Origin of the sequence: Bdellovibrio sp. BCCA (assembly GCF_037996825.1) — a bacterium.
In the GTDB taxonomy this organism is placed as follows: Bacteria; Bdellovibrionota; Bdellovibrionia; order Bdellovibrionales; family Bdellovibrionaceae; genus Bdellovibrio.
The window spans coordinates 1,415,072-1,429,501 of the sequence record NZ_JBBNAC010000001.1; the positions used below are offsets into that span (position 1 = coordinate 1,415,072).

Sequence of the window (14,430 nt, forward strand, 5' to 3'; positions counted from 1 at the left end):
CCAGAGGGAGGTCAAAGGGTATTCGGTGGGTTATGTGGAGCTTCTGTGTGATTAAACAAAAGTTGAATTTTCTTCCACTTTTCGCAAGGCGGAGCCTCGATCGAAACCGCCTCGCCACTCCACGGATGAGTGAACTCTAAGCGTAGAGCTTTAAGGCATAACCCCTCAATTCCTATATGGTTTCTAAAGAATCGATTGTGGTGAGAGTCGCCATGAACGGCGTCACCTAAAAGAGGGTGAGAGATGCGATTGAAGTGACGGCGGATCTGATGATAGCGACCCGTGTGAGGAGTGACCTCCACCCAGGAGTAGCGAGCTGTAGGAAATTTTTTCCCGACGGCCACGGGAAACTCCACGGTGCCTAAGCGTTTAAAGCTGGTTCGCGCTTCGACAAGATCCCCGGTGGAATCCAGTTCCAGAGGAATTTCGATATCTCCCGCTTCCTCCACATAACCGCGCACAACGGCTTGATATGTTTTGAAAGTGGCGCGTTCGGTAAAGAGCTTACAAAGTTTTCCTGCAGAGGCTGAAGAAAGAGCAAAAAGAAGAACACCACTGGTGCCTGCATCCAGACGATGCACGGGAAACACGTGTTGTTTCATCATTCGACGGGCATGGTAAAGACATATTTTATCTCGCGAAACGCGATGCTGAACATTTTCGTGGGGATGAACGTGAAAGCCGGAAGGTTTGTTCACGGCGATAAAATGTTCATCCTTATACAAAAGCTCCACGAAAAATTCCTAACTAGTTTTGTCCCGCCCAAATGTAGTAAACGCTGCCACCTTTAAGCTGTGTCACAAGAGTGTTGATGTATTTCTCTTCCACAGCGGGGCAGCCCTGACTGCGACCCAAGGGCTTGTATTGTGGATCCACGTACCACGCGCCGTGCACAACGATCGCGCGATCCATGGCTTGGTCATTGGTTTTTTCCAAACCCACCAAACGCATCGAGCGACCATGCTTACCACTGTATTCCGTGCCGGTCACGTACATACCGATCGAGGACATATTAGAACCTTCCACATTGGAAAATTTCTTCGCCATGCCTGTGTGGTTCGGATCTGAGCCTTTTCCATGCGCCACCAAATAACGAGTCACAGCACCGGATTTCATATCCACAACGTACATGCGTTTGTTATTGGAAGACTGAGTAAAGTCGATCACCGTAAGGTAATTTTTATTAACGATTTTATTGTAATAAACATCGTAGTACGTCAGAGCTTTTTCCAAAGCCTTTGTGGGAATTTCTCTTTTTGGGTCGACGTAATCGTATTTAGAAAGATCCGCAAGAGGAGCCGCGTTTTGTGCAAATGCGGGAATGAATAAGAATAAGCTGGTTATAAAAGAGAGCAAAGACGTTGTCATAGTGGCGACTCCGGAAAATGTTTTTGACTGTTGCAAATCAGATCGGAGTCCCTGAGGAGGACTTGACGTCCTTCAGAGTTAAACTAGACTTAAGAGGGAGGCGAAATGCGTTACCGAGCGAACCTGTATAGCGATCTGAATTGTCCATTTTGTTACGCTTTGGAAGAGCGATTGGTGGCTTTGCATCTCAATTCTCTGGTCGAATGGAGAGGCGTTCAGCATTCCCAAGGTCTCTCGGTGCCTATGGAGATCGCGAATTATTCTTTAAGTCGTGCTTTAGAGCGCGAAGTTTTGCAGGTCCGAGAGGTTGCTCCTGAGATTGAAATTTCGTTCCCGCTTGGAAAGCCGAACACACTCCGCGCGATTCAATACGTGATAGCGGCTCAGAAAAAAGATCCGATGTTGGCTCTTGTTTATCGTCACACTCTTGGACGTGAGTTTTGGGTGAACGGGGAAGATATTTCGAATGAAAAATTATTGATCGATTTAGCGCGCGATCTTGGCATGCCGGATTTGCGCGTGGATACGGCGAGTGAGAGTCTTGCTGATGTTTGGCAAAGGGAGTGGGAACTCTTAGGCACGGGCTCAGTTCCTACTTTGCAAAGAGAAGACGGCGAAGTCGCCGTGGGTCTTATGTCTGTTGAAGACCTTAAAAAGTTCTTCGACATTTAATTGTTGATTCGCAAGTCCCCTCGGAAAATTTGAGTTCCTCCTCTGTGTGCGAGATGCTGGTGGTAGTTTGTTTGCAAGGAGGACTTTTTATGCGCCATAAGAAGATACTTTTTGTTTTAACGAGTGCCAGCCAGCTCGGAAATACTGGTCATAAAACAGGAGCCTATCTTTCAGAAATTACTCATGCCTACGATGAGTTCGCGCGATGGAATTTTGACGTCGACGTGATCAGTCCCCTAGGAGGAGAAGTTCCTTTGGACGGCGTGAAAATGGATGATCCAATTAATGCCACGTGGATGAACGATGAAGAGTTTCTGAGTAAAATCGAAAACACGATGAAGCCCTGGCAAGTGACTGGCAAAGATTATGGCGTGATCTATTTCGCGGGTGGGCATGGCGCTATGTTTGATTTTCCGGAAAATCTCCAATTGCAAAAACTCACCACGGAAATTTTTGAAAATAACGGTGTCGTCAGTGCCGTCTGTCATGGCGCTGCGGGTTTGGTAAATGTGCGCTTATCGTCGGGAGCCTATCTTGTCAAAGGCCACGAAGTGGCAAGCTTTACGAATGAGGAAGAAGAAACTGTGGGCATGGAAAAAGCAGTGCCGTTCTTATTGCAAAGCAAATTGGAAGAGCGGGGCGCGCATCATACGTCGTCACCGCGTTTTTCTCCTCACGTTGTTAAAAGTGGCCGTTTGGTGACTGGTCAAAATCCCGCCTCGACAACGAATCTTGCAAGGGCCGTGATGGAAGTTTTGGATTTTATCGATGAAGGCAGAAGCGTGCCTGAACAAAACTGGTGTGAATGGAGGGCTCCACTGTGACGGAGAATCCGCAAATCATTGCACAGAGTCCGCGCTTCCAAGAGGTGCTGAGTGTGGCTCGTCGAGTCGCCGCAAGCTCTGCCAACGTTCTTATCACAGGAGAAAGCGGAACAGGCAAGGAAGTCGTCGCGCGCATGATTCATGATTTGAGCACGCGAAACCGTGAGACGTTTGTGCCCATCAACTGTTCTGCAATTCCAGATCAACTCTTGGAGTCGGAACTTTTTGGATATGCCAAAGGAGCGTTCACGGGAGCGACGCTGGCAAAGCCCGGTCTTTTTGAAGAAGCCAACGGAGGGACTTTGTTTTTAGATGAAGTCGGAGATTTGGATTTGCATTTGCAAGCCAAGCTTTTACGTGTGCTTCAAGAAAAGAAAGTTAAAAGGGTCGGAGAAAATCACTATCGTTCTTTAAATATTCGCATTCTGGCGGCAACTCACAATGATCTCAGCGAAGACGTGCAACATAAAAAGTTTCGCGAAGATCTATATTTCCGTCTAAATGTAATTCCTATAGAAATTCCGCCCTTGCGGGATCGGGCGGAAGATATTTTGCCTTTGGCCAAATATTTTCTAAAAAAATATTCTCTGAAACATCATTCGGCGGAGAAGTCTTTTACCGCAGATGTCAGTTCTTATCTCTTGTCTCATTCCTGGTGGGGAAACGTGCGGGAGCTAGAAAACACCATAGAACGAGCCGTGGTTTTAAGTTCGCATTCTGAAATTTCCGTCAAAGATTTAGAGAGTGGACAGCGGCGCAATCCTTCTTTTGAAAATGCCTTTGATCGACTTTGTCAAAAAGAACGCCGGTTGGTCACTCTCGAAGAGTTGAACCGTCAATATATTGAATATGCTCTTCAGTTCAATAAAGGCGCACGCGAAAAGACGGCCCGCGATCTCGGGATAGATCGAAAAACTTTATATCGCAAAACGCATCACCGCCTTCAGTGAAGCGGTGACGAACCTGTTGTGGTAGATTCTTGTTCTGCAGTTTTGGTATGGCGCCAGGCTTTTTCTGCGCGTTCAGCTCTGCGAGTTTCACGGCGGGAGCGGCGGAGTTCTCTTTCGCGCACAAAATCCATGACAAGAGCGGACATCGCTGTTTCTAAAGAAGAGGGCGGTGTTGCTTCATGACGACGATGATGAGGCGCTGTATGATTATGATGGGGATGACGAGCACCAGGCCACGCGCGTAAGAAGACAATAGCAAAAGTAATAACTGCAATGGCGATAAGGCCAATACCAGCGCTTAGCGTGGCGGTCCAAGTGACGGCGCCGGTGCGATCGTATTGAGTTGTTCCATTAAGCAGAGCAATAAAAAATCCACCGCAGAAAAGAATCACAGCGCAAAGTCCTGCCAAAGTCAACGAAACCACTTTGCGACTTTTGCGGCTGACTTCATCAAAAACTTCTTCGGCGGTTTCACGCAGGCTGCGAGCTTTGGCATTCAGACGACCCACAACAAACGAGACAATCATGGCTATCCATTGCATAGAAAAACTCCTAAGCTGAAGGGGAGGGCTTCGCAGCACCTCCCAGTTTTTGTTTTTATTGGTTGCGACGGATTAACATGCCAGCAACAAAGCCGACAGTGGCTGCTCCAAGAATTGTGTAATAAGGATGAGCTTTTACAAAATCTTCGGATACATCCATAGCTTCGCGAGCTTTGTCCTGAACAGCATGGTAGCGATCTTCCCAACCGCTGCTCTGAAGTTCCTGCTTCACGCCTTTTTTGACGTTCTCTTTGATATTGCCAATGCTGTTTTTGAAATCGTTGGGTGTCGTTTCCATGTTCACTCCTTTTTGTGGTTGTTGGTAAGCACTGAATAGAAGAGAGCAGGAAAGATGCCAGGTCTTTCGCGATCTCAGTGGCAGCGGACGAAGTCCAGAGGGAAATCTGCCCTTTTCGCTCTGGGACACTTGCCCCATTTGACCACGACTTGGTGCTGGGCTAGGATGAGCCATGAAAAAAGCTTTGGTTCTTTTTGCGCATCCGTTTTCAAAAAAATCTCGAGTCAATCGCACGATCATGGATTCTTTGCGAGGTCTTGATAACGTGCATGTACACGATCTTTACGAAGAGTATCCGTACTTTCATATCAAAGTTGATCGCGAACAAGAGCTGCTCCTGGAACACGATCTTGTAGTGTGGCAGCATCCTTTTTATTGGTTCAGCATGCCGCCGTTACTCAAACTTTGGTGTGATGAAGTTTTGCGCCGGGATTTCGCCTATGGCCCGGATGGTTCTCGTTTGCAGGGAAAAGATTTTCTTTTGTCTTTGACGACCGGAGGCTTGGCTGATCCGGGCAATTCACAATTAAACATTGAACCTTTTCTTGCACCTTATCAGCAAACCGTCAAAGTGTGCGGCATGAATTGGCAAACGCCTTTGGTAATGCATTCGACAGGAAACGCGACTCACGAAGAAATTCTTATGCATTCTGAAAAAGTTCGACAAACCTTATTGATGTACTGTGGGTGTCCTTAATGGAAGCAAGCGGGCTTTATTATATTCTGATTTTTCTTGTGGCCGCTTTGATTTGCGTGCCGATCTGCAAGCGCCTTGGTTTTGGTTCTGTTTTGGGATATCTCTTAGCTGGACTTATCATCGGTCCTTTTGGTTTGGGACTCATCAAACGAGTCGAAGACATCATGCACCTTTCCGAATTTGGTGTCGTGCTTTTGATGTTCATTATCGGTTTGGAATTAGAACCTAAAAAACTTTGGGAGATGCGCATTTCAATTTTTGGATTGGGCGGATTGCAAGTTTTGGTGGGCAGTGTGGTGATAGGTTTTGGAGCTTACCTTCTTTTTCCACTCTCAGCTTCGGCATCAGCTTTGATCGGAATGGCCTTCGCACTTTCGTCAACGGCCATTGGCTTGCAGCTTTTAGGAGAACGCCGATTGATGACGACGACTTCCGGGAGATCTGCCTTTTCCATTTTGCTTTTCCAAGACATCGCTGTCATCCCAATGATCGCGATCCTGCCTTTGATGGCGACGACAGCGAAGATCACCGAAACTCAAGAGGGAAGCCCGCTGTTGGGAGTTTTGCGTGTCATAGGCGTTTTGCTTTTAATGGTTATCGGAGGCCGACTTTTACTGCGTCCTCTTTTGCGCTGGGTTGCAGCTCAACACCTGCGGGAAATTTTCACGGCCTTTGCACTGTTCTTGGTTGTGGGCATGTCGTTTGTGATGCAGCAACTGGGTGTTTCCATGGCTTTAGGAGCCTTTATGGCGGGTGTCCTATTAGCTGACAGCGAATATCGCCACGCTCTAGAGACAGACATCGAACCTTTTAAAGGTTTGCTGATGGGATTGTTTTTTATCTCCGTCGGTATGTCGGTGAATCTTTATAAAGTTTTGCAAAGCCCCGGAATTTTCATCGGTTTGGTGCTTTTGGTATTTGCTGTAAAGACAATCATTCATGCGATCCTAGGAACCGTTTTTAAAATTCCATCCAAACAACTTCCTTTTTTTGCACTTCTTCTTTCGCAAGTCGGGGAGTTTGCATTCGTCTTATTGGGAGCTGCGCAGGGATTCAAAATCCTGGATGTCGATTTGGTGGGAACTTTGGTAGCGATCGTCGCTTTGTCTATGTTGATGACGCCTTTAGTGGTGCTCTTCTATGACAAAATTTTGCTGCAGTTTCTTAAAAGAAAAGAAGACATGGAAGACGACAAGATTGAAAACGACAAGATTGAAAACGAAAACAATCCTGTGATCATCGCGGGCTTTGGTCGTTTTGGTCAGATCATCGGTCGCCTCCTTTATGCCAATCGTATTAAAGCGACGGTTCTTGACCATGAACCCAGTCAAATTGAAATGCTTCGCCGTTTTGGTTTTAAAGTTTATTATGGTGATGCGACTCGCATGGACCTATTGGAATCAGCGGGCGCTCATCAAGCGCAAATTTTAATCGTCGCCATTGATAACGTGGATGACAGTCTTAAGCTCGTGGATCTAGCTAAAGAAACATTTCCGCATTTAAAAATTTATGCCCGCGCTCGCAACGTCAATCATATGTATTTGTTGATGGATCGGAAGGTGGAGGTGATCGAGCGTGAGACATTTGAGTCTTCCTTGCGTATGGGCTCTTCCGTCTTGCGCGCTTTAGGGTGGCCCGCCTACCAAAGCGTTGTGGCTGCGAATATCTTTCGCGATCACAACTTGGAAATGATCAAGGACCTGCACCAAAGAAGAGACAATCCGGACGAAATGATCGCGAAAACGAAACAAGCCCGCGATGATCTTGAAAAAATGTTCCAAAAGGAAAATCATTATCTAGAGCTTTCAGATCAAACTTGGGGCGGCGATTGATGATGAAATATGTTTTAATACTGAGCGCAATTGTTTTTCTTGGAGAGGCCAGCTTCGCCGGTAACTGCCAGGAAAAACAGGGTGCTTTGGATTTTGGATCCGGAACAACGAAAGCTTTTGCGGCTCTTGTCGATGTCTGTAAAAAACAAATTATTGAAGTGATCTATGAAGAGCGTCTTCCTATTGCTTTGAATGAAGCTTTAGAGAAATCTCCGAACAATGAAATTCCGGTGCCTGTTATTAGCGAAGCTCTGCCTCGTTATCAGGGCCTTGTCAAAAAAATGAAAGAATTGGAAGTAGGGAAGATTTATGCGGTGGCGACATCCGTTTTTAGAGTCGCTACAAATGGCAAAGACATCGCTCAGAAGATTTCTACTGAACTCAAAATTCCCGTCAATATCATTTCTCAAGAGCGGGAAGCGGAGTTGGGTTTTTGGTCGGCTCTAGCACAAAAAAAGGTTTCTACAAATGATTCCATTGTGGTTTGGGATATCGGCGGAGGCTCCATGCAAATGTATTCCCGAGAACATGGAAAAGTGCATATTTATCAGGGAAACCTTGCTTCGGTGACGTTCAAAAATAAAATTCTTGAAGTTTTGCAGTTTAAAAATCCCAAAGAAGTCTCTTCGCCCAATCCTATCGGTCGCCAGCGAGAAGCCGCTTTGCAGTTGGCAAAAAATCATGCGTATTTAAATGTTCCTACTTTCTTTAAAGAAAAAGCACCTCATGCACGCTGGATTGGTGTGGGTGGGGTTCTTTCGATGTCTGTGCAAAAACAAACGAAGAAAAACTCCTCTGAATTTGCGATAGAGGAGCTTGATGAAGCTTTAAAGCAACGGGTCTTTTTGCAGGATTCGCAAATTGAAAGTGACTACCGAGTTTCAGATATTTCAAATCTCGCCTTGGTTTTGGGATATATGCAGGCGCTAAAAATCCCTAAAGTCGAAACAGCCCAAGCTTCACTTGGACAAGGGCTGATTTACTCGGCTCTTCACGCCAAATAATTTAAGCGTTTAAAATCGCCGCTGCAGGGGACTGTGTCGGCATATCCTTATCAGTTAATACGATGACCTCGCCACCGTGACGGATCACCTCACACGCGATATCGTCTAAGATATCATCGTCTTTAGAGTCTATCTGTTTTTCGTGAAAAGTGATCTGACTGCTACGGCGATGCAAGTGTCCCCAGATCTCGCTGTTGTTGCGAAGGAATAAAGTTTTTACTTTGCCGTTCAGCGCCGCCCGTGAAATTTTGATCAGATCATCGATGACTTTTTTCTGACGGTTCAATTCTTCCATTTCCAGAGTCGAAAGATTTTTATGCTTAGTCATATTGTTTTGGATGTGCAAATTCGCTTGATGAATTAAGGCCTCCATGCGAGGCATACCTTTGCTTGGATCGATTTTACAAAGAACCGGAGCAGGATGCGTGCACACTTCTTTGTAGGCGGTGAAAAACGTTTCATTGGTAAAAACAAAAAGAGGCAGTGTTTTATAGCCTTGTTCCTTGCTGATCTTCGCTTCAATCCAGCGCAAGAAAAGTTTTGCGCCGGATTTTTTCTTAAACTGTGTATCTTGAGAACCACGTCCGCGCAGTTGGGATTTTAAATGGGGAATTTGTGCGGTCTCGGACTCATCATGATGTTTCCAGTGAATGCTATTGCTGTGCTGTCCCTGGTGAAACAAGAAAGTGTGCACTTCCGTGCCGGTCCCACCGTCGCAGTTTAGGAGCAAAGCTTCTTCTGCAGAGAGAACAAGCGCATGATAGGTATGATCTCCCTGCAAATCTTCAAGCAGAGGTTTGAGGTGAAAAGTTTCCGCCACCACGACTTTGGAAGGCATTTCATGATTGGCAATGAAATAGCCGTTCCAATGTTTGTTAACAAAGATCGCAAGACCTTGTTCCCGGGACGACAGGGGTTCCGCGGGATTAAATTTGTAAAGCGTTTGCAAGAGATTTTCGCGCAGCTCTTCGCGAGGATCAAAAGAAAGGAGATAAGTCGCTCTGCGCACGAGGGCTTCGTATTCAAGTTGAAGAGTTTTTTCTGGCATGCCGGGAATGTATATCGAAATGCACGGCCCATCCTGGACAGAGGTGAGACGTAAGAGATCATCATGAGTCAGCTTTTCAATCATAGTTTCCTCCGTACACTCAGCTCAGTTTTTTCATGATCTCGTGAAGAACGTTGAAACTCAAAACGTCATTTAACAGTCCAGTGTGAGGGGTCATCTTGAGAGAATTGGCAGAGCTTCGTATCATAGAGGAAAAGCGAGGATGAACATGAAAACCTGGATAGTTGTAGCATGCAGAACCGAGGCAAAAGTGTTTGAATACGCAAATAAACAGAGCAGTGACGTGGAATTCGTCACTAAACTGGAGAACCCACGAGGTCGTTTGAAGGCTCAGGAAATCAATGCGGATAAGCCCGGAGTTTTTTCAAGCGTTATGTCCCATGGAACTCGCCTTGTGGGACCTCAATCACCTACGGAACGAGTGGCACAGGAGTTCGCCAAAAAGATATCGGACTTTTTGGAGATTTCTCGACAGCAGGGTGCTTTTGATGACTTGGTCCTTTTTGCCGACCCTCATTTTTTAGGCCGGTTGAGAAGCGCATTTACTAAAAAACTCCGCCAATGCGTGTCTAAAGAGATCACTAAAGATCTTGGAGCCGTGACAACGGAAGAGATTAGAATCCGTTTATGGCCGGAACCCTCGGCTTCAGCTCCTCTGTAGGATTGAAGTGCGCATGACGCAAGCATACTTTTTAGTATGTTAAAAATCTTTGTTTTGAAAATTCAAAGACCTTGGTAAGAATGTTGATCATGCGTACTAATTTAAAATTGTTTCTTTTTGTTTTTTCTCTTTTATCCTTACAATCCGCATCCGCTGCCACTTTACAAGAAGCCTTTCAGTCTGCTTTGCAAAAAAATGAGACTGTGGGCTTGAGTAAAGAACGCCTGGTTCAGTCTCAAGAAAGAGTGTCCCAGGTTCGTGGTGGACTTTATCCTCAGGTGGCGCTCAATGCGACGCACATGATTCAACCGCGGCCTTCGGATCCGGTGGCGCGGGAATTTTTTCCTGAGAAGCAGACGACGATCAATCTCTCGGCGAACCAAGTATTGTTCCGTGGCCTCCGAGAGTTTGCAGGTCTTCGCCAACAAAAAGACTTGGTGGCTTCTCAAGAAGAACTTCGCAACCTAACTATGGTGCAGCTCTACCAAGAAGTCGCAACGGCGTACTTAAGTGTTTTGACTTTGGAAAGAGATCTTAAAAATCTCGATGTTCAAGTGAAACTTTATGAAGACCGTGTCTCTGAATTGCAAACCCGTGCTCGTCGTGGAGAGTCGAACTCCAATGAGGTTTTAACGGCGCAATCCACAGAGGCGGCGTTGAAGGCCGAAGCTCAGCTCAATCGCGGTCAGCTCCGCATGGCCCGAGAAAATTTCGCTTTCGTGACGGGCTTGTCTTCCGAAGAAGTTTTAAATGACCCGAATTTGGCGGGAGGTAAAAAACTCGCCCCTTTAGCTGATTATTTGAAACGTGTGGAAGAACGTTACGATGTGAAAGCGGCTCGTGAACAGTTCAGCGCCATGGAAGAAGAAGTGTCCATTGCCAAGGGAGCGCATTGGCCTTCTTTGGATTTGACGGGCAATTATTATTTTAAACGTCCCGAAGGTTTCACAGAAGATTTGAATTGGGATTTGCAGTTCCGTTTCACTCTGCCGATTTTTGAAGGCGGCTCCACGCAAAGTAAAGTGCGTGAAGCGGCGTCGAAAAGAATGGAAGCGGATTTAAACTTAAGCCGCATCCGTCGCCAGGCTACTCAGGAAATTTCTTCTTATTACGAAACTTTCCAAACAAGACAAAAACAAGTGGAAGCTTTGGAAAAATCCGCAAGCCTTGCGGAGAAGAACTATCAAGTGATGCAAAGAGATTACCGTCGCGGTCTTTCGCGCAATATCGACGTGCAACAGGCTTTGACGGATTTCCGTACGGCCACACGCAGCTTGGATCAAGCCCGCTTTGCCGTTCAACTTGATTTGATTCACTTGCAAATTGCTTCAGCAGAAATCACAGCACCGGCTGTGAAGGAAGAATAGAAATGACTTTATCCGATTTATCCATCCGTAGACCCGTCTTTGCATGGATGCTCATGTTTGGTTTGATCGTCTTTGGTGCGATCAGCTTTATGCGTATGGGGGTGAGCGAACTTCCCGACGTGGATTTCCCAGTGATCGCTTTGTCAGTTCGTTACGAAGGGGCCGCTCCGGAGGTGATGGAAGCTGACGTGATCGATCCGATTGAGGATGCTCTTATCAGTATTCAAGGCGTTAAAAATATCACTTCAATTGCGCGTAACAGTTCGGCTGACGTGACGATTGAATTTGATTTGGAACGCAATATCGATGTGGCCTTCCAAGACGTACAAGCCAAGATGTCGCAAATTCAAGCGGCCTTGCCTCGCAATATGGACCCTCCGACGGTGATGAAAATCAACCCGGAAGATTTCCCGATCATGTGGTTGTCTCTTTCCAGTTCAACAATGCCGATGGAAGAGATGATGATCTTTGTGAAAGATCATATCCGTGACCGTCTTACAACGGTACCTGGTGTTGGTAACTTATGGATGCCAGGTTACTTAGAACCTAACTTGCGCGTGTGGGTTCGTAATAAAGACTTAAATAAGTATGCTTTATCCGTGACGGACGTGATCAACACTTTACGTTCTGAGCATGCGGAACCTCCGGCGGGTCGTTCGGAATACAATAAAACAGAATACTCTTTGCGCACCTTGGGTGAAGCTAAGAAGCTTGAGCAGTTTGATAATATTCTTGTGAACACACGCGGCGGGGGACCAAACTACAATCCGATTTCTTTAGGAAAAGTGGCGGACTTTAAAGAGGGCATGGTTGATGTCGTGCAGTTTGCCCGTGCAAATGGAAAATCAGCGGTCGGTCTGGGTGTTGTTAAACAGCGTGGTTCAAACGCCGTTTCTGTTGCCCATGCAGTAAAAGAGCGTATCGCGGAAATTCAAAAGACATTGCCTGAAGGAACCCAGATTGTTGTGAACTATGATGGAACGAAGTTCGTGGAAGAATCTGTTCACGAACTTGTTTTGACATTGGTGTTGGCAGCTCTTTTGACATCACTAGTGTGCTGGTTGTTCTTAGGATCTTGGTCGTCGACCTTCAACGTTTTGCTTGCGATCCCGACTTCGGTTTTAGGAAGCTTCATCATTCTTTATTTTGCCGGCTTTACGCTGAATATCTTTACGTTGATGGGATTGAGTCTCGCCATCGGTATCGTCGTCGATGATGCCATCATGGTTTTAGAGAATATCATCCGTCACTTGGAGATGGGGAAAAAGCGTCGTGAAGCGGCTTTAGTCGGTGCTCGTGAGATCACGTTTGCTGCGATGGCAGCTTCGGTTTCACTGGTTGCGATCTTCTTGCCGATTGCTTTCATGGAAGGATTGATTGGTCGCTTCTTGTTCCAATTCGGCGTGACGATGAGTGCGGCGGTGATGATCTCATTGCTGGAAGCTTTGACGTTAACACCGATGCGTGCATCGCAATTCGTAGAATCGGGTCATCGTAAAACTCGCTTGGGCCGAGGATTTGAAGCGGGCTTCGATAAGTTGCGTGACGTTTACACAAAATCTTTGAATGTCGCTTTAAGAAATCGCTGGAAGGTCATTATTGCTTCTCTGGTGTTCTTTATCTTGAGCTTCTCGTCTGTCGCTTTCCTCAAAGGGGAGTTTCAACCGGCGCAAGATCAAAGCTCATTGATGATCCAAATCAGCAATCCCCCGAAGTCAGCTATTTCTTTTACTGATGAAAAAGTAAAAATCATCGAAGACTTCTTGCATAAGCGTTCAGAAGTGAATGCTTCGTTCGTGGCGGCCGGTGGTTTTACAGGTGGTGAAGCGAATAATGCGATTATCTTTGTCGACTTAAAACCTAAAGGAAAGCGCGGCAAAGATGCCGTGAAAAAGAAGGAATTAAGTCAGCAGGAATTTATCGAAGTCGTTCGCGAGTATTTAAATAAGACAATTCCTGATTCCAAACCTCAAGTGCAAGATCCATCCACACAAGGTTTCGGTGGCGGCGGAGGTAAGGGCTTCCCGGTGGAGTTCAGTATTCAGGGTCCGAATTGGAATGAGCTGGGAAAATATTCTGAACAGATCGTCGAAGAAGTTAAAAAACAAAACATCATGACGGATGTGAACTCCGACTACCAAGGCGGAGCACCGGAAGTGCAAATCGTTCCGAACCGTCAAAAAGCTTCCGACCGTGGCGTGAGTGTGATCGCTGTCGGTGAAGTTGTGAATGCCATGATGGGAAGCGTGGTCGTTGGCAGCTATGAAAAGGGCGGACACCGTTACGACATTCGTGTGAAGATGCAGGAAAACGGAAGATCTCCGCAAGATCGCATTAAAGAACTTAAAGTTCGTAACAACCGTGGCGAACTTGTTCCGATTAACGATGTTGTCGATATCAAGGAATCTGCGGTGGCGTCGAGTATTTCTCGTAAAAACCGTCAGCGCAATATCGTGATTTTCGGAAATATCGGAAAAGGTCTCAGCCAACAACAAGCCGTTGATAAAGCCCAAGAAGTGGCCAAAAAGATTTTGCCAGAAGGTTATCAAGTTCAGTTAAGTGGATCGGCAGAAGAATTCCAAAAGAGCTTCATAAGCTTGATCTTTGCTCTGGTATTGGGATTTGTCGTCGCGTACATGGTCTTGGCATCGCAGTTTAATAGCTTTATTGATCCGATCACAGTCTTTATGGCGCTGCCCTTTAGTTTCTCGGGAGCATTCTTGGCTCTCTTGATTGGTGGGCAGTCGTTAAATATCTTCAGTATGATCGGGTTGATTTTGTTGATGGGTATCGTGAAAAAGAACTCGATCTTGCTTGTGGATTTCACAAACCAAAGACGCGATCAAGAACACGTTCACGTGAACCAAGCATTGATTGAAGCTTGTCCGACACGTCTAAGACCGATCTTGATGACGTCTTTCGCGACGATCGCGGGTGCCGTACCTGCAGCAATGAGTTTCGGCCCTGGAGCCGAAGCTCGTCAGCCAATGGCCATTGCCGTGATCGGTGGGGTGTTGGTATCGACATTCCTTACGTTGTACGTCGTGCCTTGCGTGTACAGTCTTTTTGCTTTCTTCGATCGTAGAGAAAGAAAGTTTGAAGAAGCCGCTGTTGAGCAATAATAAAAAAGGCGCTGGTTTCAGCGC

At 46.3% G+C, this 14,430-nt stretch carries 14 protein-coding genes; 9 read left to right on the forward strand and 5 right to left on the reverse strand.

Annotated features, from left to right (window positions below; genetic code table 11):
- Window positions 1-11: 11 nt before the first annotated feature.
- Both AAAA78_RS06955 and AAAA78_RS06960 read right to left on the reverse strand, forming a co-directional pair.
- Window positions 12-734 carry a pseudouridine synthase gene (locus AAAA78_RS06955; RefSeq protein ID WP_340591057.1) on the reverse strand — a complete coding sequence of 241 codons (723 nt, stop codon included), beginning with the start codon at window positions 732-734 and terminating at the stop codon, window positions 12-14.
- A gap of 13 nt (window positions 735-747) precedes the next feature.
- Window positions 748-1,368, reverse strand: a complete 621-nt coding sequence (locus AAAA78_RS06960; RefSeq protein ID WP_340591058.1) for a murein L,D-transpeptidase catalytic domain family protein — start codon at window positions 1,366-1,368, stop codon at window positions 748-750.
- A 105-nt stretch (window positions 1,369-1,473) separates the two neighbouring features.
- On the opposite strand from AAAA78_RS06960, the gene AAAA78_RS06965 reads away from it, so the two are divergent.
- The 3 genes from AAAA78_RS06965 (at window position 1,474) to AAAA78_RS06975 (ending at window position 3,814) form a co-directional block, all read left to right on the forward strand.
- Window positions 1,474-2,040: a DsbA family oxidoreductase gene (locus AAAA78_RS06965; protein ID WP_340591059.1), complete on the forward strand. Its 567-nt coding sequence runs from the start codon at window positions 1,474-1,476 to the stop codon at window positions 2,038-2,040.
- Window positions 2,041-2,129: 89 nt separating this feature from the next.
- The gene (locus AAAA78_RS06970) at window positions 2,130-2,864 is read left to right on the forward strand and encodes a type 1 glutamine amidotransferase domain-containing protein (RefSeq protein ID WP_340591060.1); all 735 of its coding nucleotides are present in this window, start codon (window positions 2,130-2,132) and stop codon (window positions 2,862-2,864) included.
- On the forward strand, window positions 2,846-3,814 hold the full coding sequence (locus tag AAAA78_RS06975) for a sigma-54 interaction domain-containing protein (RefSeq protein ID WP_340591061.1): 969 nt from the start codon (window positions 2,846-2,848) through the stop codon (window positions 3,812-3,814). The genes AAAA78_RS06970 and AAAA78_RS06975 overlap by 19 nt, the downstream gene beginning before the upstream one ends.
- Here the strand turns inward: AAAA78_RS06975 and AAAA78_RS06980 are convergent.
- Both AAAA78_RS06980 and AAAA78_RS06985 read right to left on the reverse strand, forming a co-directional pair.
- Window positions 3,808-4,356, reverse strand: coding sequence for a hypothetical protein (locus AAAA78_RS06980; RefSeq protein ID WP_340591062.1), 549 nt, complete (start codon window positions 4,354-4,356; stop codon window positions 3,808-3,810). The two genes, AAAA78_RS06975 and AAAA78_RS06980, sit on opposite strands and share 7 nt — an antisense overlap.
- Window positions 4,357-4,411: 55 nt before the next feature.
- Complete coding sequence (locus tag AAAA78_RS06985) at window positions 4,412-4,654, reverse strand: DUF883 family protein (protein ID WP_340591063.1); 243 nt, start codon at window positions 4,652-4,654, stop codon at window positions 4,412-4,414.
- 172 nt (window positions 4,655-4,826) lie between these two features.
- Between AAAA78_RS06985 and AAAA78_RS06990 the strand changes: the two genes are divergently transcribed.
- From AAAA78_RS06990 to AAAA78_RS07000, 3 genes are read left to right on the forward strand one after another with little or no spacing between them, the layout of a single operon-like run.
- Window positions 4,827-5,351 (forward strand): NAD(P)H-dependent oxidoreductase, encoded by a 525-nt coding sequence (locus tag AAAA78_RS06990; protein WP_340591064.1) that lies wholly within the window; start codon window positions 4,827-4,829, stop codon window positions 5,349-5,351.
- The gene (gene kefC / locus AAAA78_RS06995) at window positions 5,351-7,183 is read left to right on the forward strand and encodes a glutathione-regulated potassium-efflux system protein KefC (RefSeq protein WP_340591065.1); all 1,833 of its coding nucleotides are present in this window, start codon (window positions 5,351-5,353) and stop codon (window positions 7,181-7,183) included. Before AAAA78_RS06990 ends, kefC begins: the two co-directional genes overlap by 1 nt.
- Window positions 7,183-8,187, forward strand: coding sequence for a Ppx/GppA phosphatase family protein (locus tag AAAA78_RS07000; RefSeq protein ID WP_340591066.1), 1,005 nt, complete (start codon window positions 7,183-7,185; stop codon window positions 8,185-8,187). Before kefC ends, AAAA78_RS07000 begins: the two co-directional genes overlap by 1 nt.
- A gap of 1 nt (window position 8,188) precedes the next feature.
- Here the strand turns inward: AAAA78_RS07000 and AAAA78_RS07005 are convergent, their stop codons facing one another.
- Complete coding sequence (locus AAAA78_RS07005) at window positions 8,189-9,319, reverse strand: baeRF3 domain-containing protein (RefSeq protein WP_340591067.1); 1,131 nt, start codon at window positions 9,317-9,319, stop codon at window positions 8,189-8,191.
- Between the two features lie 145 nt (window positions 9,320-9,464).
- Between AAAA78_RS07005 and AAAA78_RS07010 the strand changes: the two genes are divergently transcribed.
- The 3 genes from AAAA78_RS07010 to AAAA78_RS07020 all read left to right on the forward strand — a co-directional run bounded on the left by AAAA78_RS07010 (window position 9,465) and on the right by AAAA78_RS07020 (window position 14,406).
- Window positions 9,465-9,917, forward strand: coding sequence for a host attachment protein (locus AAAA78_RS07010; protein WP_295900923.1), 453 nt, complete (start codon window positions 9,465-9,467; stop codon window positions 9,915-9,917).
- Between the two features lie 89 nt (window positions 9,918-10,006).
- The gene (locus AAAA78_RS07015) at window positions 10,007-11,284 is read left to right on the forward strand and encodes a TolC family protein (protein ID WP_340591068.1); all 1,278 of its coding nucleotides are present in this window, start codon (window positions 10,007-10,009) and stop codon (window positions 11,282-11,284) included.
- A 2-nt stretch (window positions 11,285-11,286) separates the two neighbouring features.
- Window positions 11,287-14,406 (forward strand): efflux RND transporter permease subunit, encoded by a 3,120-nt coding sequence (locus tag AAAA78_RS07020; RefSeq protein WP_340591069.1) that lies wholly within the window; start codon window positions 11,287-11,289, stop codon window positions 14,404-14,406.
- Window positions 14,407-14,430 lie beyond the last annotated feature (24 nt).

Bases quoted from the DNA above. Each gene is read 5' to 3' on its own strand.
- AAAA78_RS06970 (WP_340591060.1), top strand. From the start codon at position 2,130: ATGCGCCATAAGAAGATACTTTTTGTTTTAACGAGTGCCAGCCAGCTC.
- AAAA78_RS06960 (WP_340591058.1), bottom strand. From the start codon at position 1,368: ATGACAACGTCTTTGCTCTCTTTTATAACCAGCTTATTCTTATTCATT.
- AAAA78_RS06965 (WP_340591059.1), top strand. From the start codon at position 1,474: ATGCGTTACCGAGCGAACCTGTATAGCGATCTGAATTGTCCATTTTGT.
- AAAA78_RS07020 (WP_340591069.1), top strand. From the start codon at position 11,287: ATGACTTTATCCGATTTATCCATCCGTAGACCCGTCTTTGCATGGATG.
- AAAA78_RS06980 (WP_340591062.1), bottom strand. From the start codon at position 4,356: ATGCAATGGATAGCCATGATTGTCTCGTTTGTTGTGGGTCGTCTGAAT.
- AAAA78_RS06985 (WP_340591063.1), bottom strand. From the start codon at position 4,654: ATGGAAACGACACCCAACGATTTCAAAAACAGCATTGGCAATATCAAA.
- AAAA78_RS07000 (WP_340591066.1), top strand. From the start codon at position 7,183: ATGATGAAATATGTTTTAATACTGAGCGCAATTGTTTTTCTTGGAGAG.
- AAAA78_RS07005 (WP_340591067.1), bottom strand. From the start codon at position 9,319: ATGATTGAAAAGCTGACTCATGATGATCTCTTACGTCTCACCTCTGTC.
- kefC (WP_340591065.1), top strand. From the start codon at position 5,351: ATGGAAGCAAGCGGGCTTTATTATATTCTGATTTTTCTTGTGGCCGCT.
- AAAA78_RS07015 (WP_340591068.1), top strand. From the start codon at position 10,007: ATGCGTACTAATTTAAAATTGTTTCTTTTTGTTTTTTCTCTTTTATCC.
- AAAA78_RS07010 (WP_295900923.1), top strand. From the start codon at position 9,465: ATGAAAACCTGGATAGTTGTAGCATGCAGAACCGAGGCAAAAGTGTTT.
- AAAA78_RS06990 (WP_340591064.1), top strand. From the start codon at position 4,827: ATGAAAAAAGCTTTGGTTCTTTTTGCGCATCCGTTTTCAAAAAAATCT.
- AAAA78_RS06975 (WP_340591061.1), top strand. From the start codon at position 2,846: ATGGAGGGCTCCACTGTGACGGAGAATCCGCAAATCATTGCACAGAGT.